The organism is uncultured Pontibacter sp. (assembly GCF_947502515.1).
Classification (GTDB): domain Bacteria; phylum Bacteroidota; class Bacteroidia; order Cytophagales; family Hymenobacteraceae; genus Pontibacter.
Genome location: NZ_CANNAI010000006.1, coordinates 84,155 through 103,717, shown reverse-complemented (window position 1 = coordinate 103,717; position 19,563 = coordinate 84,155). Strand labels below are relative to the sequence as shown.

Below are 19,563 nucleotides of genomic sequence, written 5' to 3'. Positions count from 1 at the left end.
CTCGTGCACATAGGTGGCTTTGTATATAGTCAGGTATAGCTATTACCTGCGTGAAGCTCTGTTGTTCATGACATGCTGCAGGATTTCCTTTTCGGCTTCGCGGTCTATGGGGCGCCGCGGCTTCGTGCTCAGAATTGTGCCGTCTTCGTCTATCAGGAAATAAGCCGGTACATCTTTGAGGCCATACTGACGAGCCAGTTCGTGGCCCTGACCCTTTAGGTATAGCTGCACCCCTCCAAGTCCTCTCGATTGCACCACACTGCGCCAGGACTGCTCTTGCTCATCTACGCCTATATTGATGAGCACGACATCGTGTGGCTGTAGCTTTCGGGCCAGTTCCTGCGCATGCGGCTGCTCTACCATACACAGGCCACAGTCAGTACGCCAGAAACTCAGGTACACAATCTTGCCTTTAAAATCGCTGAGCGATACCAACTGCCCGTTTATATCACGCAGACTAAAGTCTGGAGCCGCGCTGCCTATACCTAAGCCCGGGTGGCTTTCGTACTGTTGCAGCAAAGTGGCGTACACGTCAGCTACGGCTTTGTGTTGGCGAAAGTCCTGCAGCATAGCAGGCACATGCAGCACATTGCCTTGCTGCAGCGACTGACGGATGAGGTAGGCCTGCGCCATTACCTTCGCCTGCCCTTGCAAGGTATGGCTCACCTGCTCGTATGTCTTTTTATAATAATGGATGTCGCCCGCATCCAGCTGGGCTTGCTCTCCTATAAACTTAATGTAATTGCGCAGGAAGGCAGGAAAACTGATGGCCTCCAGGCTTGCAAGCTGCTCCATGTCCAGCTGCTGCAGGAAGTCGAAGTAGCCTGTAGAAGGGGTAAGCTGCACCGGTAGCCTCATCAGCTCACGCATGTTAAAAAAGGTGAGGCGGTCATTGGCGTAGCTGTAGTCAATCTCCGCCAGTATGAGTTGTCTGAAATACTCGCTTACTGGCTTCGCTGCTATCCTCTTCTCAAAAATTGCCAGCTGATCTTCTCTGCGATAATCCAGGAACTGCAGAAACTCCTTCTCTGAAAGCTTTACATTGTCGGGCAGGGTCTGGTAGTCCTCCTCTTCATCGAAACGATAGGCATGCAGGGTCAGGTAGTTGTTTTCATTCGCACCCTGCCCGCTGTACTTCAGCGTTTTGAGCATTTTGCCAGCAGAAAACGTTACCTGTAGCTCAAAGCCCGGCTCCAGGTATAGCGGAGCAGATTCGTTGCCGTACACCAACTCTACCGTAAGGGGCTTGCTAACAGGCAGCTCAAGCCTGAAACGCCCGTTATTGATTTCGGCAAACGTGCGCTGTTCTTCCGGAAATAATAAAGAGGGGAGAGAGGCGATGAAGATGTCATCCTCCTGGCCTTTTTGGACTTTGCCCGTAATCGTAACGGTACCTTGAGCCAACAAGGAATGTGTTGCCAGCATACATGCCAGCAACAGTATAAGCATACGTTTCATAGGTACAGCGGGTAGAGGTGTCTTATAAAATCTAATTTTCAGTCCAACTTGCTTCTATTTTCGGCTTGCCGTTCATGGCCCGAAAATTTCAGTTAACGCACTGAACATTAATTTTATAGATTAAAATCCCAATTCCCAATACTGCCCTTGAAATTATACGAAAGATAGAACTACTTCCTGTTTAAAGCACAATTCTAACCAAAGAGTGACGCAAACACTTCCTCTAAACGTCCAAAAGCATGCACGTTGATGGAGAATTTGCTCAGATCCATTCCCTTCTTGTTGTATTTGGAGATGTAAATGTCCCGGAAGCCAAGCTTTTCTGCTTCGGTAATGCGGTTCTCAATACGGTTGACAGCTCTTACCTCACCACCAAGGCCTACCTCCGCTGCAAAACATGAGGTGCTAGGTATGGCAATGTCTTCGAAAGAGGAGAGGATAGAGGCGCACACGGCCAGGTCTAGCGCCGGGTCTTCTACTTTAAGTCCACCGGCTATGTTGAGGAACACGTCCTGCGTGCCCAGTCTATACCCACCGCGCTTCTCCAATACAGCCAGCAGCATGTTCAGGCGCTTGCCATCGAAGCCGGTGCTGGTGCGTTGTGGCGTACCGTAGGTGGCAGGCGTTACGAGGCTCTGCACCTCAATCAGTAGCGGTCGGTTACCTTCCAGCGTGGCACCAATGGCGATACCGCTGAAAGCGTCCTCCCGTTGTGAGATCAGGATCTCGGATGGGTTGCTCACTTCGCGCAGGCCTGTGCCCAGCATTTCGTATATGCCTAGCTCTGAGGTAGAGCCGAAGCGGTTTTTGGAGGTGCGCAGGATACGGTAGGTCATGTGGCGGTCGCCTTCAAACGTCAGCACCGTGTCTACCATGTGCTCCAGTATCTTGGGACCTGCCAGGTTACCTTCTTTGGTGATGTGACCGATCAGGAAAACGGGCGTGCCGCTTTCTTTGGCAAACTTGAGCAGCTCAGCCGTACACTCCCGCACCTGGCTCACACTGCCGGCCCCAGCCTCTATAAAAGAAGAGTGCAGCGTCTGGATGGAGTCAATGATGAGTACCTGTGGACGCAGCTGCTCTATTTGCTTGAAGATGTTCTGCGTGCCTGTCTCAGTCAGGATAAAGCAGTCTGAGGTCTGTGCATTGAGGCGCTCAGCCCGCATCTTAATCTGGTGCTCGCTCTCCTCACCGCTCACGTACAGCACCCGCAGCCCCGTCAGGCTCAGGGCGATCTGTAGCATCAACGTAGACTTGCCTATACCTGGCTCGCCGCCTATAAGCACCATGGAGCCTGGCACAATGCCGCCGCCCAGCACCCGGTTCAGCTCTTGGTCCACCGTCTGGATTCGCTGCTGCTCCTGGTAGCTGATATCAGCAATTGGCTTGGGCTTATTGGCCACCTGCGCCGAACTGCTGGTATTGCCTACTTTCCAGACACTAGAAGGGGTAAGTTCCTCGCGCTGCACCACTTCCTCCACGTAGGTGTTCCACTCGCCGCAGGCAGGGCATTTGCCGATCCACTTGGCCGACTGCGCCCCGCAGTTCTGGCAGAAATATGAGGTTTTAATTTTAGCCATTCCGCTTTATACCTATGCAGCCCTTTTACTCAGAGCTGGCTTGTTCTTAGAATAATTCTGAAAGCTATACCTGCTGTGACTGCAAGGGCGCCTGCACCGGCACCTGCTTAAAGTATACCCGGAAGGTAGTGCCCTGGCCTAGCTCACTTTCTACTTCTATGCGGCCACCGTTGTTTTCGATGATACGCTTCACAATATACAGGCCTATACCTGTACCCTCCACATGGTTGTGCAGGCGCTTAAACATATCGAACAGCTTGTGCTCCTGGCCTTTTTTGATGCCTAGTCCATTATCCTGCACCTGCAGTACTACATAATCATCCTCCAGGTATGTGCTGATGCGCACCTCCGGAGTAACCTCGGCCTTGCGGTATTTTATCGCATTCGACATCAGGTTGTAAATGATGCTTCGCAGGTTTTTACGGGCATAGAGCAGATCTTTCATCTGAAAATCAACCTCTACCTTCGCATTCGATTCCTTTATCAGGCTGTCAATATCCAGCATCACGTCCTGTAGCACCTGCTCAAACGACAGCGGCTCTACTTTGGCGTGGAGGCCTTTCTGCACTTTGGTGATTTCAGCCAGGTCGGCAATTGTGCGCTTTAGCTTGTCGATCGCCTCAGCCAGCATATCCAGCAACTGCTTGTCTTCGCTTTCCAACTTGCCTTCCAGTATATCACGCAGCATGTTCGAGAGTCCCTCCATGTTGGCGATAGGAGACTTTAAGTCATGCGAGGCAGTGTAGACGAAGTTATCCAGGTCATTGTTGGTGCGCAGCAGCTCCATGTTTTTGAGGCTTAGCTCCTCGTTTGTCGACACCAGTTTCGTGCGGGCCTTAACCAACTCTGTTACCTCCACCGCAAAAATGAGCACCGCCTCTGGCTTGCCTTTGGCGTCCATGAGCGGCTGTATCACCATGTTGAAGTAGCTCTGGGTAAGTTTGCCGTCGTTATGCCGGTCAATCATAAGCGGCACTTCCTTGCCCACGTAATGGGTGCCAGTACTGAATACCTTGTCTATCTCTTCCAGTATACCCTGGTATGCCAGCTCTGCATGGGCTTCATGCAGCGTTTTGCCTACTAATAAGCGGTTGCCGAAGAGCTTACGGTAAAGCGGGTTGGCCAACAGATACTGCTTGTCTGAAGCCCGTACCAGCCCCACCAATGCAGGTACTTCAACGAATAGCTTTTGCAGAAGCTCGGCATTCTGCTTCACCTTGCGGTCCGCTTCTTTTATATCGGTGATGTCGATGGTTGAGCTGATATATCCCAGGAAGTCACCATCAGCACCGAAGCGCGGCGTGCAGGTCGCTACCATCCAACGGTACTGTCCGTCATAACGACGCATGCGTACCTCAGCTCTGAAACCGGCCTCCGAAGCCTGTGCCTGGTTATACTGCTCCTCAAATGCTGCAACATCCTGCGCGTGAATAACCTGCTGCCAACCGAAGTTTATGCTGTCTTCGAAGGTGCGGCCTGTAAAGTCAAGCCACTGTTTGTTCACATACACACTCTGCTTCCAGATGTCAAGTATGCTGATGATCACCGGGGCATTGTCAGCCATAGTGCGGAAACGGGCCTCGCTCTCGATAATAGCTTGCTGGGCTCTTTTCTCTTCTGTAATATCGCGTACTTCAATAATGGCATAAGCATCCCTGCTTCCGTCCTCAATCGGATGCACCGAGCAAGACACATCAAAGAAACTTCCATCTCTCCGGATAAACACTTCGTCGTATGCCTGCTTCAGCTTTCGGTTGCGGAGGGCGTTACGAAGCGGGCACTCAGCTGCTGGGTAATGTGAACCGTCCGGCCTGCTGTGATGCACCATCTCATGCAACGATCTATTTTGCACCTCCTTAAAATCGTAGCCGGTCATTTCCTCAGCGGCCGGGTTCATGAACGTACAGTTGCCGTTTGAGTCGATGATAAACAGCGCGGCGGTAGCATTGTCGGTAATAGTCTGCTTGAGGCTGTTGGAACGGCGTGTGTTGATGAGCGACCAGATAATGAAGAACATGAGCAAACTGATGATCGTACCGCCCAGCAAAATAAAGTAAGGCAGCTCCGTATCGGCAGAGCGCACAAACGACGGCTTGGCAGAGCAATACACGCGCCAGGTATGGTTACCTATACTGAGTGTGCTTAGCATATCAAGCTCACGCTTTTTATTTGCATGAAAATACAGCTCCTCGCCTGTGCTGTAAAGCACGTCATTCTCCCCTAAGCGATTGCCATCGTATACCTCAATATCCAGGTCATTAAAGTTGCTCCCCCAGATGGCCATCATCAGGTCTTTGGCCCGGAAAGGGCTATACACAAAACCCTCGATCAGCCGCTGCCGCTCCTTTATAGCCTCGGGCTCGGCATTGTCCTGGTAGATGGGCAGGTAAATCAGAAATCCAGATTGCTCATCCACGCCTGTCTCCTGCACCAGCTTCACCTTGCCTGACATGGCAGGCTTGCGGGTGTCGCGGGCCATTTGCATAGCTGAGCGCCTCACCGAGTCACTAAACATATCGAAGCCAATGGCCCGCTGATTACGCGTATCAAGGGGCTCCAGGTAAATAATGGAAGTGTAGATAGGCCGCTGCCCTTCCGGACGGATGGCAAAGTCTTTAAAGCCTTCTTTACGAAGGCGGGAAACATGAGCGGGCAGCTCATTGGGCTTTACAATATGGGCATAGCCTACTCCCTGAATGCCGGGGTAGTTTTCTTCAAGCTTGAGTGTGCTGTAGTACTGCTCCCAGTCTTCGCGGGTCACTGTGTCGGAAGCCACAAAAAGGGCCTTGGCACCCACCAGGATCTGCATATAGTCACGCATGCGCAATTCCAACGCCTGGGTAGCCTGGGTAGCTTTTAGTTCAAAGAGTTTCTCGTTGCGCTCCAGTGCTTTCTTTTTCGTCTCTGAATAAATAAAAAGCGTGAGTAAAAAGATAAGCAGAAAAGATGAGATCGCGATCAGATACTCCCTGACAAACGCTACGAGATTGGAAAGTTTCATAGATAAATGAACAGGCTATTCAAAAAAACACCGGCCTTGCGCAAAACAACGGCCGGCAGAAGCACTTAGTTCAATGTTTAGGTCATCAAAAATAACTAAAATATTGTATCTCCTGCAACATTTCAGGGGCTTATTATCCGACCGCTGCAGTAAGTCATGCCATGTCATTCCTTTATGTCCGAACTATCACTTATTAAGTGGATACTGCTGTTTTTCTGCCGTAAATTGGGTATTGCGTGTTAATTTTACGCCAAATACCTTTTGACCATGATAGATATTCTGAAAAGCCTGCTGTTGAGTTTCATAGCCGTGGCCATATTGCTACCTGTGCTCCGTTATGCGCTACGCCGGCTGTCGCCGGCAGGGCAGCAGGCTCAATTAAGTGCTGACGAGTCCCGCTACCTGCAAAAGAAAGAGTGGCAGTTAACTTTGGCCTACTTTGTATTCGCTTCGGTGCTGTCCGTTTTTTTCTCCGGGGCGCTGGCCATGCTCTCCAGCATTCTGCACCTGTCTTCTGAGCAGATGTTCGTAATGACACCTAATTTCAAGGCTTTCTTTGCGCCAGGCCTGCTGTTAGGCCTCACCGTGGCGCTGCTACCGCTCCGACTCTCACAAAGCACGCTGCTCAACCAGGACTATGACCTGTACAAGCAGTACCTGCGCCAGCAGGAGGGGCTTCGTTCCATCCGCCTCTACAGCATCCTGTTTGGCGTCATGCTGGGTTTCTCGCTGGTTGTGCTTTGGTTTGCCATGCGCTGGCACGTCAACGTGGACGAAAACCAGGTGCAGGTGACCAACCTGCTCAATCAGGAACGCACTTACCCGCACGCCGCCATTGAGAGCATCCGCTACCTAGGCACAGAGGGAGAATACCTAATCACGTTTGAAGACCAGACGGTGCTAAACACAGCCTACTTAAAGCCTGTTTCGCTGGATATGATCGCCCTGATGGCTGACCGCTCCGGCAAGCGTGTGATCCGCTAAACTTGCAGGTATGCGCTATACCTTGATTATACCTGCAAAGCGGCCTTAAAAGAATATTTTTCGTAGTTTTGCCACAGTTAAACTGATCCTTTAAACCTAAGTATAAACGATATGCAAGTTCGCGTAGAGAAAGACACGATGGGCCCGATTGAGGTGCCTGCCGACAAATACTGGGGCGCGCAGACACAGCGCTCAAAAGAAAACTTCACCATCGGTGGTCAGCAGATGCCGAAAGAGGTCATTGAAGCCTTCGCTATCCTGAAAAAGTCAGCGGCGCAGGCCAATGCTGAGCTAGGTGTACTGGCGCAGGACAAAGCCGACATCATCTCGCAGGTATGCGACGAAATCCTGGAAGGCAAGCTGGACGACCAGTTCCCACTGGTGGTATGGCAGACAGGCTCGGGCACGCAGTCGAACATGAACGTGAACGAAGTGGTGGCCAACCGTGCACACGTGGTGCTGGGCGGCAGCCTGATGGACGAGAAAAAGAAGATTCACCCGAACGATGATGTGAACAAGTCACAGTCGTCTAATGATACCTTCCCGACAGCCATGCACATTGCCGCTTACAAAAAAGTGGTGGAGCATACACTCCCAATGGTGAAGAAACTGCACGACACGCTGAAGGCAAAGTCAGAAGAGTTTATGGATGTGGTGAAGATCGGCCGTACGCACCTGATGGACGCTACGCCACTGACACTGGGCCAGGAACTGTCTGGCTACGTGAAGCAGCTGGAGTATGGCATGAAGGCGCTGGAAAACACGCTGGACCACCTGAAAGACCTGGCACTGGGCGGCTCCGCCGTAGGTACAGGCCTGAACACGCCGGCTGGTTACGCTGAGCTTGTTGCCGAGAAAATCTCGAAGTACGCCGGCCACGACTTCCGCACGGCTCCAAACAAGTTTGAGGCCCTTGCTGCACACGACGCGATGGTAGAGACTTCTGGTGCCTTGAAGCAGCTGGCTGTTTCGCTGATGAAGATAGCCAACGACATCCGTTTGCTGGCTTCTGGTCCGCGCTCAGGTATAGCCGAGATCCTTATACCTGAAAATGAGCCGGGCTCTTCTATTATGCCAGGCAAAGTGAACCCAACTCAGGCTGAGGCCATGACAATGGTTTGCGCCCAGGTGATCGGCAATGATGTAGCTATATCAGTAGGTGGCATGAACGGCCATTTTGAACTGAACGTGTTCAAGCCGGTGATGATCTACAACCTGCTGATGAGTGCCCAGCTGATCGGTGATGCCTGCGACTCATTTGACAAGCATTGTGCCGTAGGTATAGAACCAAACAGAGAGCGCATCAAGCACAACCTGGAGAACTCTCTGATGCTGGTGACAGCCCTGAACCCGCACATCGGTTATGACAAAGCCGCAGCCATTGCGAAGAAAGCGCACAAAGAAGGTACTACACTTCGTCAGGCAGCCATCGAACTTGGTCATCTTACAAACGAGCAGTTCGACGAGTGGGTGAAGCCAGAGGATATGATTGGTAGCTTGAAGAAATAAGCAGGTCCTAACACGCAACATACGCACTAGCAAAAGGCAGCCCTGTGAAGGCTGCCTTTTTTATTTGCCATCAATTTCTGCACAAATTACCAGTCTTTGCTGAATTTAAAGAATCCTTTTAGAAATCAATTTTAGGGCAATTTCCCAGTAGCCTATCATAAAAAATTCAAATTTTAGCACAATTCCACAAACCGTTCTGAAAGATGTCACGTATTCCAATTCAGAAGCTTCAAATCAGTGGATTATCCCCTCGTGTTATAAAAACAGACATTCCGGTCAGTCGGACCGCATTGCAAAAGGTTCGCCTTCGCTTAATATTAATTAAATCAATTAACAATATATAATACAATTTATATGTGTATACCTGTGATCGGTTCACAGACTGCATTGTATTTATTTTTCACCCTAGTTTATTTCCTATGAAAGCATTCAGTACAAGAACTCTCGCCATAGCTTTTGCCAGTCTTTTCCTTTTTTCGTGTGAGCGCAACAATGAGCATGACTTTGCAGAACCCATGGCCGTTACTCAAGACGATAACCTAATTGGCTACGACCCGACAACCTGTAACCTGGTGCAGTCTTTTGGCGAAGGTACCCTGCCCCGCACTGCCGATGTAATAGAGGAGGACGGCGCTGTGATGATTGTGAAGGCTCAGAAAAGAGGACACAATGGCAAATACCTGCAAGAGACGCAGGCCCTTTTGCTCGACGCGCACGATCCCGCCACTGACCTTGTAAACAGAATGGATGCCAACATGATGGCCATGACAGGTCTGCTGACGGTAGGCGATGGCTCTGGCAAGCAGGCCAACCGCAAAGGTGGCCGGCTGATACTTGACTTCTCTCCTGTGAGCACCGTTACCATGAAGACCATGGTTTTCACAGATATTGCCGCCGAAGACAAAGGTTCTAAAGTAGAGCTTTACAGCCGCAACGGACAATTGCTAGAAAGTAAGGAGATTCCGACAGGAGAGAAGAACTCAACTGTGATCGTGTCTTTCAATAATATACCTAATGTGGCTAAAGCTATTGTCACCTTCGGAGATGAGCGTAGCAAAGTAGGTTCTGGTGCTGTGGCTCGTCTGCAGTTGTGCGTAGAAGGGCAGGGGCGCTATGATGATGCCCGCTACCAGGAGGTGCATACCCTGTGGCTGGAGTACACCGGTCAGCAGCCTGCCAACGTCACCGTTAAGTCAAAGCAAAATGGCCAGAGAGGCAGAGGCAACGTAATTTTTGAAGCAAAGGGCATGAAGCCCGGCACCATGTTCAAGATCGCAGCCACAGAGGCCAATGCTTTAGGCGAGACGCTCCAGATCGAAACGCAGCGCCGTGACAAGCAGCTTATACCAGTAAACGCAGACCCTACTGCTTCACTCAAGAAACAGTATGGCAACTTCAGAGTAGTAGAGGCCCGCTGCACGGATTACCCACTTAAATTAGAAGAGTAAGATTGGAATATAGTAAACTGGAAAGCAGCTCTGCAAAGGGCTGCTTTTCTTGTTTATAAAGTCTAAGTAGCTTTTGCTATATTTATAGCTCAGCTCTAAACAAACTCCATCATTATGAGTAGGCCACAGACAATCCAGATCTTTTTACCAGATGGTAATCCAACAAGTATTAAGATCGCAGACCTGACCAACAGAATGATTGTAGCTGTTCTAATTCCAAGGAAAAAGCTAACAGATTCTGGAGTAAGACCGGAAGTCAGGAAATCTGGAGTTTATTTCCTATTTGGAGTTAATGAAGATAAGGCAAGACCTATTTCCTATATAGGCGAAACGGAAGACTGTTTTGAGCGACTTAAAATGCATAATAAAGTCAAAGACTTTTGGAATTATGCTGTTGTAGTTACGTCTAAGTCTAATACGTTTACCAAATCTCATGTAAAGTATTTAGAACATATTTGTATAAAAACTGCAAATGAAATCGGCAGATATGATACAGATAATTTAGCAACGCCTGCAAAGCCATACATAACAGAAAGTATGGAAGCTGACTTACTTGATAATTTCGACACAATCAAAGTGCTTTTGTCTACACTTGGCTTCCCTATCTTCGAAGAAATAAGACAGCCCTCTACAAACAAGCGAGAAATTCTTTTCTGTAAAGGTAAAAATGCAATGGCTCAGGGTGAAATGGTTGATGATGGTTTTGTTGTTTTAAAAGGATCTGTAGCTAATAAAGAAGAAACGAAGACGGCAGGTAGCTGGGTAACTGGGATGCGAAAGAAATTACTCGATGATAAAATTCTAATTCTAGACAATGATGTTTTAATTTTTGCAGAAGACTTTATTTTTGGTTCACCCAGTGCTGCAGCTGCTGCCGTACTTGGACGACGAGCCAATGGATGGACCGAATGGAAGAATAAAGATAATAAGACAATTGATGAAGTATACAGAGTAGATGCTACCACAGACTTTGTCTCATAGCAATTATCTAAACCAAATTATGCTTCCCAAAAGCATATACAATAAATACATCAACTCTATCATGCCCCAACCCCTCACCGATAAACTGTACCTGCTCGAGAAATTCCCGGGCAAAGGCGGCTGGACCTATGCGGCTATACCTGAGGTATTACCTGACAAGCACACCTATTTCAACTGGGTCAGGGTGAGGGGCACCATCGATAGTTACGAAATAAAAGGCTTTCACCTGATGCCGATGGGGAATGGGCAGCTTTTCCTGTCTGTAAAGGCTGAGATCCGGAAGAAGATAAAGAAGGAGGCGGGTGATTGGGTCCGGGTAACACTATACGCTGACAACACACTGCAGGAAGTGCCCGAAGAGTTGTTACTCTGCCTGCAGGACGAACCCAATGCCTACCAAAAATTCCTGAAGTGTACCGATGGCGAGCAGAAAGCCATAGTGGACTGGGTATATGCTGCCAAAACCGACGAGACCAAAGTGGAACGCATTGTCCAGACGATCCAAAAACTGCTGAACAATCAGAAACTACACCAAAAGTAGTACTTAGCTTTGCTGCAGTAGAAAAGGCTATCGCTTTACAGCTAATCCAGATGGAGCATCTCCGATTAATAAACGCATCACACCATCTCTTTGAAGAAGCCTGGGAGCTGTACGAGCAGTCTTTCCCGTTGGAAGAGCGACGCCCCTTGCACTGGCAACTCGACATCATGTCCCATGCCAGCTACCATTTTGAGCTGATACTGCGGGAGGATGCGCTGGTAGGTATACTGCTGTGGTGGAGCTTTGAGGAGGTACGCTACATCGAGCACTTTGCCACGGTTCCGGCTTTGCGCGGCAGGGGCTATGGCAAACTTATATTGGAGGCCTTCACAAGTCGCAATACAAGGCCTGTGCTTTTAGAAGTAGAGCCACCGCTCGAAGAAATTCAGCAGCGCCGTATCCGGTTTTATGAGCAGAGCGGTTTTATACTGAATGATCACTTCTACCAACAGCCTCCTTACTACCCGGGTCTAAAGCCACTTACATTGCTGCTCATGACTTACCCAGCTGCCATTTCAGCCGAAACTGCGGCGCACTTTATAAACAATCGGCACCCGCTCATCTACCGGCTGCCGCAGTAGCTTTCGCCTATCTGGCTGCTTCCGTTCACGTACCTGTTTAGACTCCCTTCAACTTGCTTTCCACAGCATCACAACCATCTGCCATTACCACAAGTATGATTACGTATGCTTTATATCCATACCTCTAAAACCTAAGCAATGGACAAACTAAAAAACAAAGTTGCCTTGATCACCGGCTCTGACTCAGGCATTGGAAAGGCCACCGCAATTGAATACGCCATAGAAGGAGCTGACGTAGTGGTTACCTACCACACCGATAAGGAAGGTGCTGAAGAAACGTTGAGCGAAGTAAAGAAGCACGGCCGCAAAGGCTTGGTGCTGCAGGTGGATATCAGCGATGAGCAGGCTGTGGAAAAGCTCTTTGAGCAGACCCTGAAAGAGTTCGATTCCATCGATATACTTGTGAATAACGCGGCAGTAAACGGCTCTGGCATCAACGTAGCCGACATGGACACCGAAGTTTTCGACAGGACGATCAAGACCAACCTTTACGGTACTTTCTTCTGCTGCCGCACTTTTATCAGGCACCGCAAACAGAATGGTGGAAAAGGTAAGATCATCAATGTGTCGTCGGTGCACGAGGAGATCGTGTCTGCGGGTACGGCAGACTACTGCGCTTCCAAGGCGGGCGTGCGCAACCTTACCCGCACCCTGGCGCTGGAACTGGCAGAAGATGGCATCAACGTAAACAACATTTGCCCCGGCATGATCCTGACCCCCATGAACCAAGAGGCGGTAGATGACAAAGAGGCCCGTCAGGAAAGTGAACAGAACATCCCGATGAAGCGGGCGGGCAAACCCGAGGAGATCGCCAAGGTAGCGCTGTTTCTGGCTTCTTCTGACTCAGATTATGTTACCGGATCGAGCTACTTTATGGATGGTGGTCTGTCGCAGCATGTGGGGCAGGGTGCATAGCATTTGCCCGCCTGTACAGTAAGCGTGCGCCATCCTGTCATGGCAAGGTCTTGCGGTGCGTTATTTGTATACCTTCGTATACACAACTTAATTACTAATGAGCTTATGAAAATCGCGAAAGATCCCTCTGAGTATAACCAACTGACACCGGACGAAGAGCGCATCATCGTGCGCAAGGGCACCGAATACCCGGGCACCGGGGAGTACAATAACTTTAAGGGGGAGGGCGTATACCTGTGCCGCCGCTGCAATGCACCGCTGTATACCTCTGAGTACAAGTTTGAGTCGAACTGCGGCTGGCCAAGCTTTGATGATGAAATAACGGGTGCTGTGAAGCGTATACCTGACCCGGACGGATACCGTACCGAGATTGTTTGCGCCAACTGTGGCGGTCACCTGGGGCACGTGTTTGAAGGGGAGTACCTTACCCCGAAAAATATCCGCCACTGCGTTAATTCCCTCTCTATGAAATTTGTACCGGTCGAAGACCTGGAGAAGTAAACCGCAGGTATAGCCCTAAGCAAATGTTCAGGCACAGACAACAGGTATCGGCAGCGGATCGGGCACATGAAACCAGCTCCTACGTCTGTGCCTGTTGCGGCCTTGCGCTGTTTGATGCCAGCAAGAAATTTGAGGTAGGTTCCGGCTTCCCAAGCTTCTGGGCACAGATTGATGACCATATTATCCACAAGGAGCTTCGCACGTATGACCGGGAGCGCACGCAACTGCTGTGCAGCAAATGCGGCCAGCACCTGGGCCACTTATTCGAAGATTCACGCACTCCCACACAGCTTCGTTACTGTATTAATCAGGCAGCCATCCGTTTTGCAGAATAGCAAGGCGGGGCTGCCTCTTAACTTTATACCTGTATCTTCAGTATATTATAGCAGAAACTGAATATTCTCACCCTGATATATTCCCATATGAGCCGACCCTCGTTTATTAGAAGTCGCTATAACAGTTTCCGGTTTGCTTTTAAAGGCATGACAGCCGTATTCCGATCCGAGCCGAACATGCACCTGCACGTGTTAGCCAGTGTCATCGTGCTGGTCATGGCCTACCGATTTGAAGTCACGCGGGTGGAGTGGTGCCTGCTTATACTTTGCATCGGCCTGGTTTGGATGGCCGAGATCTTCAATACCTCCATCGAAACGCTTACCGACCTAGTGTCGCCGGAGCAAAATATATGGGCTGGCAAAACCAAGGACCTAGCTGCCGGTGGTGTGCTGATGGCTGCTATTACTTCCGTGGCTGTTGGGCTGTTCATCTTCATACCTTATTGGGTCGACTACGTAAACACTGAATTGTAATTGGCGCAAATAAAGGGACAAACCGGAAACATAGACCTGCTCATAATGCCAGGGCTTAGTTTGATATAATCCTGCTGGTCGTTTCGCTATACCTGGAGGGGTACTCTTTGTACTGACAGCATTAGGTATAATACCACAGCATGACCAGTGTTTAACCATAAATACCTACCTTTGCGCACCGTTTGAAAAAAGTGAACGCTATGCTTCTATTAAAAACCGTCAAGTGGGTGCTTGCCTTCTCCGTTTTGATCGCTTCGGTAAGTTGTCGGACGACAGAGGAGCCAGCAGCAGTTACTACTGAAGTAGAGCAGGAACGTGACACCCCAACGGGCTGGCTAAGCGAGCTTATCAGAGAGTTGGAAGAGGAAGAGGTGGCCAATCCGCCTGCCAAGGTATACCGCTATACCTATAATGAGCAGGAAGTTTACTACCTGACCAGCCGTTGCTGCGACATTCCTGCCAAAGTATACGACACCGATGGCAACCTGCTGTGTGAGCCTGAGGGCGGCATTACGGGTGAAGGCGACGGCCGCTGCCCGGACTTTGTAGATGCACGCACAAACGAGACCTTAATTTGGGAAGATAAAAGAGAATATAATTAAAGATGACTGGAAACGACGTATTAAAGAACCTTTCGGAATATAACATCTGGGCAAACCAGACGATGCTGGATGTATTCGACACGCTGCCAGAGGTGCCTTCTAACTCGGGCCGCCTATTCAGCCACGCCCTCAATGCGCAGGCCATCTGGATCGCCCGCATCACCGGCACCGAAAGTCCCGTGAAGGTATGGCAGGAACACACGCTGGAGGAGCTCCATAAGCTGCACCAGTACGCCTCTTATAAAATAGCCGAGCTGGTAGCCAAGTCCGATGAAGACGAGTTTAACCGCCTGATCGATTATACCAACAGCCAGGGCCACAAGTATAGCACTCGCGTACTTGATATACTGACGCACGCCTTCAACCACGCTACTTACCACCGTGCCCAGGTAGCTACTGACCTGCGCAAGAACGGCCATAACCCGCCCAACACTGATTACGTGACGTACGTGCGTGAGCTCATGGGCCAAGTATACTAATTGGTCAACAGAAGTTTTACGGCAGAAGAAATTATACTGCACACATAAAAAGGGAGCCCTTCGCTATGAAGGGCTCCCTTTTTATGTGTGGTTGATTTTAATTTATTGGCTATTGCCAAGCAGGTTGTTGTCCAGGATTACTCGGCCATCAGATCGATCGTGCCAATGTTTTTAACCTGATCTTGCGCTACGGTCACGTTTTCGACTGTTTTATTATGCTCGTCATTCTCGGTATAGAACTTAACGGTATAAGTGCCTGCTCTCACACCTTTAATCAGGAAGTCACCGTTTTCATTGGCAAATCCACCGATAGTGTCATTCGCAGCAGAGATTACATAGATGCCCGGCTTTAAATCGGCAGGTGTTACTCTACCTTGAATAGCACCTGCTATAGCTTGCGTCACGGTTCGGATAACCGGCTTCAGGTTATACTGCCCATTGCCTCTGGCCACAACCGATTTGGCTGCGTCGAAGTCCAGCAGTACCACGTAGGTCACGTCTTCTCTCAGATCGGCGTTCAGCTGCAACTTTACCCCTGAAGTCTGTCCACTTGGCGTCTTCAGATCGACTACAGTGCCATTCTTCAGTTTCACGGAGTTATTCTCGCCTAGTACCAGCCTGATCTGTGAAATAGTACCAGCCGGTAGGTTAGCAGAAGCCAGCAGTGTGTCACGTCCGTTGGCAAAATCAAGCAGGTTGTATATACCTGGGTTGATCTCGTCGAGTGTGAGCCAGCCGCTTTCACTGTCAGTATTCTCTTTGTGGATCTGCACGGAGCGTATGTCCACGTTCACCTCTTCATAGTCACCCGGCGCGTCCGTCATGCGCACCTCCATACGGGCGGTACCATTGCTGTCGGAGTCGCTGTCGCAGGAGCTAAACCATACCAGGCCACTCATCAAAAAAGGAATCAAGAATTTAGTTCTCATAGAAATTGGATTAAGTTTAAACCACTTCGGTGCTAAATAGCAACCATTATACGAATAAACGGGATAAAGTTGCACAAAAGTATATAGCTATAAAAAAATATAGGCCGCTAAGCTAAGCATAGCAGCCTATACAATGTTATAAGGTATTACTACTGAACTTTAGTAGTATCAGGCTTAGCTGGCTGTGTAGCTGGTTTGGTTCTCGGTTTCAGGAAATCGGTGATCTTGTCTGTTGCCTGCTTTTTAATCTGCTGCTCAGCTTCCTGTCGTTTCTTCTCCAGTTCCTGACGGGCTTTGTCCTCAGCTTCCGTCTTTCTTCTTTCAAGTTCGTTGCGTACGCTGTCCTGCACCTGCTGCTTCTTCTGCTCCAGTTGCATTTTAGCGTCATCTACTTTGCTCTTCACAACGCTTTCTACCAAATCTTTGGCCTGTCCCTTGGCACTGCCACCCGCCAAAGCCACACGTGGCTCAGAGAGTGTACCTCCAATGTTCAGGTTCAGTGTAATTCGATCAGAAGTCTTTAAGGCTTCATTGCCAATCAGGCTACCTAGTCGAGTATTGAGCTCACGGCCTATCTTGCCAGCCGGTACATTGAGTGCGGTGACATAGTCAATGTTGCCGTTCACGTTGTTGGAGCCACCCACGGTCATATCCACATCGCCCACTTTCAGGTCAAACGGACGAATTACCAGGCTACCGTCTATGATCTGGGCATCGATGCGCTTGTTTTCAACAACAAAGGTTCGCAGTTCATCAAAGTTCGTCAGCCTACTGATCTGGTCCACAATCTTCACATCGCGCACAGCAGCCTTCACCACATCGATTATACCTGAGCCATCCAGCGTATTGAACACCGGTGTCATATCCTGCCCGATCTCACCTGCAAAATTAAACTTGGTAGAGAAGGTACCGTCCAGCAGACCTGCGATAGGAGCAATCACTTTGATCGTGTTGAATGCATTGAAGGCTTCCTTGAAGCTCAGGTTCTGCACATCCAGTCGCATATCGAAAAGCGGCTGCTTCAGGTTCTGCGTATTATAGCTGCCACTGGTCACGAAAGTACCTCCTAATGTGTTGAACTTCACAGACTCCAGTCTGGCTACCTTATCTTTGATCAGCACACGGCCACCCACATTGTTGAGCTTCAGGTTGTCATAGAGCACCTGCTTGGCATCCACGTTCAGCGTGATATCGAGGTTGTCCGGCACCTCTACCACGCCTTCAGCTTCGTTGGCAGCGGTAGTTGTCTGGCCGGTGTTCTCGTCCACCATCCACTCGTTCACATTAAAGGTGTTGGAGCTCAGGTTGAAATTGCCACGCAGCGACTGGTTCTCGGCCATAGCATAGCCTATGTAGTTCGATACCGAGCCACTGGCTCTGAAATCGCTTTTACCCAGGAAGCCGTTCATGTCATTCAGCTGAATACGCTCATTGTTGAACACGGCGTCTGCTTTGCTGATTCTTATACCTTGCGGCATATCCGTGCTCACAAAGTTCAGGTTACTGATGCCCATGGTACCATTGGCCGTCACGTTGTTATACCTTTCAGCTTCGATATCAGACATCTTGCCTTTAGCAGCCACGTTGGCATTGATGCGGCCTGTCACGGTCATACCTTCCTGCGGGAAGATCTTAGTGAGTTTCTCCAGGTCCAGTATACCTTTGATCTGGCCATCGAAAGCGGGATGTTCTATACCTTGAACCAGCATGCGGCCTTCCAGCGGCTCACCGTCCAGCGTCATATTGAAGCGCTCTATGTTGATTCGGGTATCGTCGGTGTTGCCTGTCTTGTTCAGGATGTTGACCACCGCATTCAGATTCTGGATAGGAGCAGGGAAGTCAGCAGATTTCACAAAGCCATTGGTCAGGCGCATGTCAGCGTCTATCACCGGCATGCTCTTCTCGCTGTAGGTACCTTTGGCGTCTGCGTCCACCCTCAGGAGGCCACGCAGCGTCATACCTTCTATCGGGAACACCTTGGTCATCTCGTCCAGATCGATGCTGGCTTTCACGTTGCCATCCACCTGCATTACTTCCATACCTTTCACCAGCACACGAGCATCTACCGGGTTCTTACCCATATCCATGTGGAAGCGGCGCACATCCACCACCGTGTTTTCCATGTCACCATCCGGATTGTCGACGCGCATGTCTACGTTGATGTTACGGGCAGCCTGTGGCAGGTCTGGATATTTGAACATACCGTCCACCACTTTTAGCTCGGTTCCAAATCCAGGCATCGAGGTTTCGTTATACCTGCCCTTCACATAGCCGTCGAAACTCAGGTTGCCTTCTGTTTTGATATCCTTAAAGTCCTCTTTGAACATACCCGGCACCACCGAAAGCACACTACGGAAATCTGTGTTCACAGCCTTAAAAGTCAGATCCAGGTCAATATCGTCTTCTGGCATCAGTATCGTACCGGCAAACTGCACAGGCAGCTCGTTGATGCGGATGTTATTATCTTTAAAGGTATAGAGGTACTGATCAAGATCCATTTCCATGGTCACATCAGCGTCCAGCACAGCATTCTCTATATAATTCACGCCATCATAAGTCATCACGAAGCGCTCGGCCTGCGTGCTGGACTCCATGTCAAATACACTTTTTTCAAAGTCGCCGCTACCGGTATGGCGCACGTTATAGGCTGCCAACCCGAAAGGAATGCTCAGATCATCATAATAAAGTGTTCCGTTGTTGATATCCCACCGCTTGATTGCCATACGGAAATCACTGGCAGTTGTATCGGCCTCGGCGGTTGTAGTGGTATCCGTAATGAAGATATCCCAGTTTGCCTTGCCACTTTTGAGTACCAGCAGGCGGATAGTCGGGTCGTCAAGTTTGATGTTGTTAACCTTAACACGGTTGCCACTGATCACGCTCATCAGATCCAGACCCATCCGGAAAGAAGGGACCTTCGCCAGTGTGTCGGTCGCAAAAGAATCCTGGCCAACGACCAGCAGGTTCTCTACACCCAATGACATGTTCGGGAAATCTCTGAAAAGGGAAAGGCTTACATCATCTGTCGCGTATATCACAGATGCATTGATATTCTTGGCGATCTCTTTGTCCAGGGCCTCTTTAATTTTATCTTTGAAGAGCAGAGGCACCAGCGCCGCCGCTGCCAGCAGCACCGCCAGAAAGACGAAGAAACCAATAACTACTTTTTTCATATAGATGGTTGCGTTTAGTAAAAGCTAAGCTATATAATTTTATAGCTAAAACCATGCAGAATTTACACTAGC

Annotated in this window: 17 protein-coding genes; 12 read left to right on the top strand and 5 right to left on the bottom strand. The window is 49.6% G+C overall.

Annotated elements, in window-relative coordinates; translation table 11 throughout:
* Positions 1-42: 42 nt before the first annotated feature.
* The 3 genes from Q1A54_RS15315 to Q1A54_RS15305 form a co-directional block, all read right to left on the bottom strand.
* Positions 43-1,458: a TlpA disulfide reductase family protein gene (locus tag Q1A54_RS15315; protein ID WP_299989992.1), complete on the bottom strand. Its 1,416-nt coding sequence runs from the start codon at positions 1,456-1,458 to the stop codon at positions 43-45.
* 194 nt (positions 1,459-1,652) lie between these two features.
* Positions 1,653-3,038: a DNA repair protein RadA gene (gene radA, locus Q1A54_RS15310; RefSeq protein WP_196116620.1), complete on the bottom strand. Its 1,386-nt coding sequence runs from the start codon at positions 3,036-3,038 to the stop codon at positions 1,653-1,655.
* 64 nt (positions 3,039-3,102) lie between these two features.
* Entirely contained in the window at positions 3,103-6,039 is a 2,937-nt protein-coding gene (locus Q1A54_RS15305) for a CHASE domain-containing protein (protein ID WP_299989989.1), read from the bottom strand.
* Between the two features lie 267 nt (positions 6,040-6,306).
* Between Q1A54_RS15305 and Q1A54_RS15300 the strand changes: the two genes are divergently transcribed.
* The 12 genes from Q1A54_RS15300 to Q1A54_RS15245 all read left to right on the top strand — a co-directional run bounded on the left by Q1A54_RS15300 (position 6,307) and on the right by Q1A54_RS15245 (position 15,389).
* Positions 6,307-7,023: a hypothetical protein gene (locus Q1A54_RS15300; RefSeq protein ID WP_299989987.1), complete on the top strand. Its 717-nt coding sequence runs from the start codon at positions 6,307-6,309 to the stop codon at positions 7,021-7,023.
* Between the two features lie 111 nt (positions 7,024-7,134).
* The gene (gene fumC / locus Q1A54_RS15295; protein ID WP_196116604.1) at positions 7,135-8,532 is read left to right on the top strand and encodes a class II fumarate hydratase; all 1,398 of its coding nucleotides are present in this window, start codon (positions 7,135-7,137) and stop codon (positions 8,530-8,532) included.
* A gap of 515 nt (positions 8,533-9,047) precedes the next feature.
* On the top strand, positions 9,048-9,980 hold the full coding sequence (locus Q1A54_RS15290; protein WP_299989984.1) for a hypothetical protein: 933 nt from the start codon (positions 9,048-9,050) through the stop codon (positions 9,978-9,980).
* Between the two features lie 114 nt (positions 9,981-10,094).
* Entirely contained in the window at positions 10,095-10,961 is an 867-nt protein-coding gene (locus Q1A54_RS15285) for a GIY-YIG nuclease family protein (protein ID WP_299989982.1), read from the top strand.
* A gap of 19 nt (positions 10,962-10,980) precedes the next feature.
* Positions 10,981-11,502: a YdeI/OmpD-associated family protein gene (locus tag Q1A54_RS15280; RefSeq protein ID WP_366915833.1), complete on the top strand. Its 522-nt coding sequence runs from the start codon at positions 10,981-10,983 to the stop codon at positions 11,500-11,502.
* 50 nt (positions 11,503-11,552) lie between these two features.
* The gene (locus tag Q1A54_RS15275) at positions 11,553-12,083 is read left to right on the top strand and encodes a GNAT family N-acetyltransferase (RefSeq protein WP_299989980.1); all 531 of its coding nucleotides are present in this window, start codon (positions 11,553-11,555) and stop codon (positions 12,081-12,083) included.
* Positions 12,084-12,221: 138 nt separating this feature from the next.
* Positions 12,222-12,998, top strand: a complete 777-nt coding sequence (locus Q1A54_RS15270) for an SDR family oxidoreductase (protein ID WP_299989978.1) — start codon at positions 12,222-12,224, stop codon at positions 12,996-12,998.
* Between the two features lie 105 nt (positions 12,999-13,103).
* A complete protein-coding gene (locus tag Q1A54_RS15265; RefSeq protein WP_299989976.1) occupies positions 13,104-13,499 on the top strand; it encodes a methionine-R-sulfoxide reductase in 396 nt (131 codons plus the stop codon).
* A gap of 23 nt (positions 13,500-13,522) precedes the next feature.
* On the top strand, positions 13,523-13,834 hold the full coding sequence (locus Q1A54_RS15260) for a peptide-methionine (R)-S-oxide reductase (RefSeq protein ID WP_299989974.1): 312 nt from the start codon (positions 13,523-13,525) through the stop codon (positions 13,832-13,834).
* Positions 13,835-13,921: 87 nt separating this feature from the next.
* On the top strand, positions 13,922-14,308 hold the full coding sequence (locus Q1A54_RS15255; RefSeq protein WP_299989972.1) for a diacylglycerol kinase family protein: 387 nt from the start codon (positions 13,922-13,924) through the stop codon (positions 14,306-14,308).
* A gap of 200 nt (positions 14,309-14,508) precedes the next feature.
* A complete protein-coding gene (locus tag Q1A54_RS15250) occupies positions 14,509-14,910 on the top strand; it encodes a hypothetical protein (RefSeq protein ID WP_299989970.1) in 402 nt (133 codons plus the stop codon).
* 2 nt (positions 14,911-14,912) lie between these two features.
* Entirely contained in the window at positions 14,913-15,389 is a 477-nt protein-coding gene (locus Q1A54_RS15245) for a DinB family protein (RefSeq protein ID WP_299989968.1), read from the top strand.
* 137 nt (positions 15,390-15,526) lie between these two features.
* On the opposite strand, the gene Q1A54_RS15240 is transcribed toward Q1A54_RS15245, so the two are convergent.
* Both Q1A54_RS15240 and Q1A54_RS15235 read right to left on the bottom strand, forming a co-directional pair.
* On the bottom strand, positions 15,527-16,318 hold the full coding sequence (locus Q1A54_RS15240; RefSeq protein WP_299989966.1) for a DUF4382 domain-containing protein: 792 nt from the start codon (positions 16,316-16,318) through the stop codon (positions 15,527-15,529).
* Between the two features lie 149 nt (positions 16,319-16,467).
* The gene (locus Q1A54_RS15235; protein ID WP_299989964.1) at positions 16,468-19,491 is read right to left on the bottom strand and encodes an AsmA-like C-terminal region-containing protein; all 3,024 of its coding nucleotides are present in this window, start codon (positions 19,489-19,491) and stop codon (positions 16,468-16,470) included.
* Positions 19,492-19,563: the final 72 nt, after the last annotated feature.

Coding starts and splice junctions, on each gene's coding strand:
- Q1A54_RS15315 (WP_299989992.1), bottom strand. CDS start 1,458: ATGAAACGTATGCTTATACTGTTGCTGGCATGTATGCTGGCAACACAT.
- radA (WP_196116620.1), bottom strand. CDS start 3,038: ATGGCTAAAATTAAAACCTCATATTTCTGCCAGAACTGCGGGGCGCAG.
- Q1A54_RS15305 (WP_299989989.1), bottom strand. CDS start 6,039: ATGAAACTTTCCAATCTCGTAGCGTTTGTCAGGGAGTATCTGATCGCG.
- Q1A54_RS15300 (WP_299989987.1), top strand. CDS start 6,307: ATGATAGATATTCTGAAAAGCCTGCTGTTGAGTTTCATAGCCGTGGCC.
- fumC (WP_196116604.1), top strand. CDS start 7,135: ATGCAAGTTCGCGTAGAGAAAGACACGATGGGCCCGATTGAGGTGCCT.
- Q1A54_RS15290 (WP_299989984.1), top strand. CDS start 9,048: ATGGCCGTTACTCAAGACGATAACCTAATTGGCTACGACCCGACAACC.
- Q1A54_RS15285 (WP_299989982.1), top strand. CDS start 10,095: ATGAGTAGGCCACAGACAATCCAGATCTTTTTACCAGATGGTAATCCA.
- Q1A54_RS15280 (WP_366915833.1), top strand. CDS start 10,981: ATGCTTCCCAAAAGCATATACAATAAATACATCAACTCTATCATGCCC.
- Q1A54_RS15275 (WP_299989980.1), top strand. CDS start 11,553: ATGGAGCATCTCCGATTAATAAACGCATCACACCATCTCTTTGAAGAA.
- Q1A54_RS15270 (WP_299989978.1), top strand. CDS start 12,222: ATGGACAAACTAAAAAACAAAGTTGCCTTGATCACCGGCTCTGACTCA.
- Q1A54_RS15265 (WP_299989976.1), top strand. CDS start 13,104: ATGAAAATCGCGAAAGATCCCTCTGAGTATAACCAACTGACACCGGAC.
- Q1A54_RS15260 (WP_299989974.1), top strand. CDS start 13,523: ATGTTCAGGCACAGACAACAGGTATCGGCAGCGGATCGGGCACATGAA.
- Q1A54_RS15255 (WP_299989972.1), top strand. CDS start 13,922: ATGAGCCGACCCTCGTTTATTAGAAGTCGCTATAACAGTTTCCGGTTT.
- Q1A54_RS15250 (WP_299989970.1), top strand. CDS start 14,509: ATGCTTCTATTAAAAACCGTCAAGTGGGTGCTTGCCTTCTCCGTTTTG.
- Q1A54_RS15245 (WP_299989968.1), top strand. CDS start 14,913: ATGACTGGAAACGACGTATTAAAGAACCTTTCGGAATATAACATCTGG.
- Q1A54_RS15240 (WP_299989966.1), bottom strand. CDS start 16,318: ATGAGAACTAAATTCTTGATTCCTTTTTTGATGAGTGGCCTGGTATGG.
- Q1A54_RS15235 (WP_299989964.1), bottom strand. CDS start 19,491: ATGAAAAAAGTAGTTATTGGTTTCTTCGTCTTTCTGGCGGTGCTGCTG.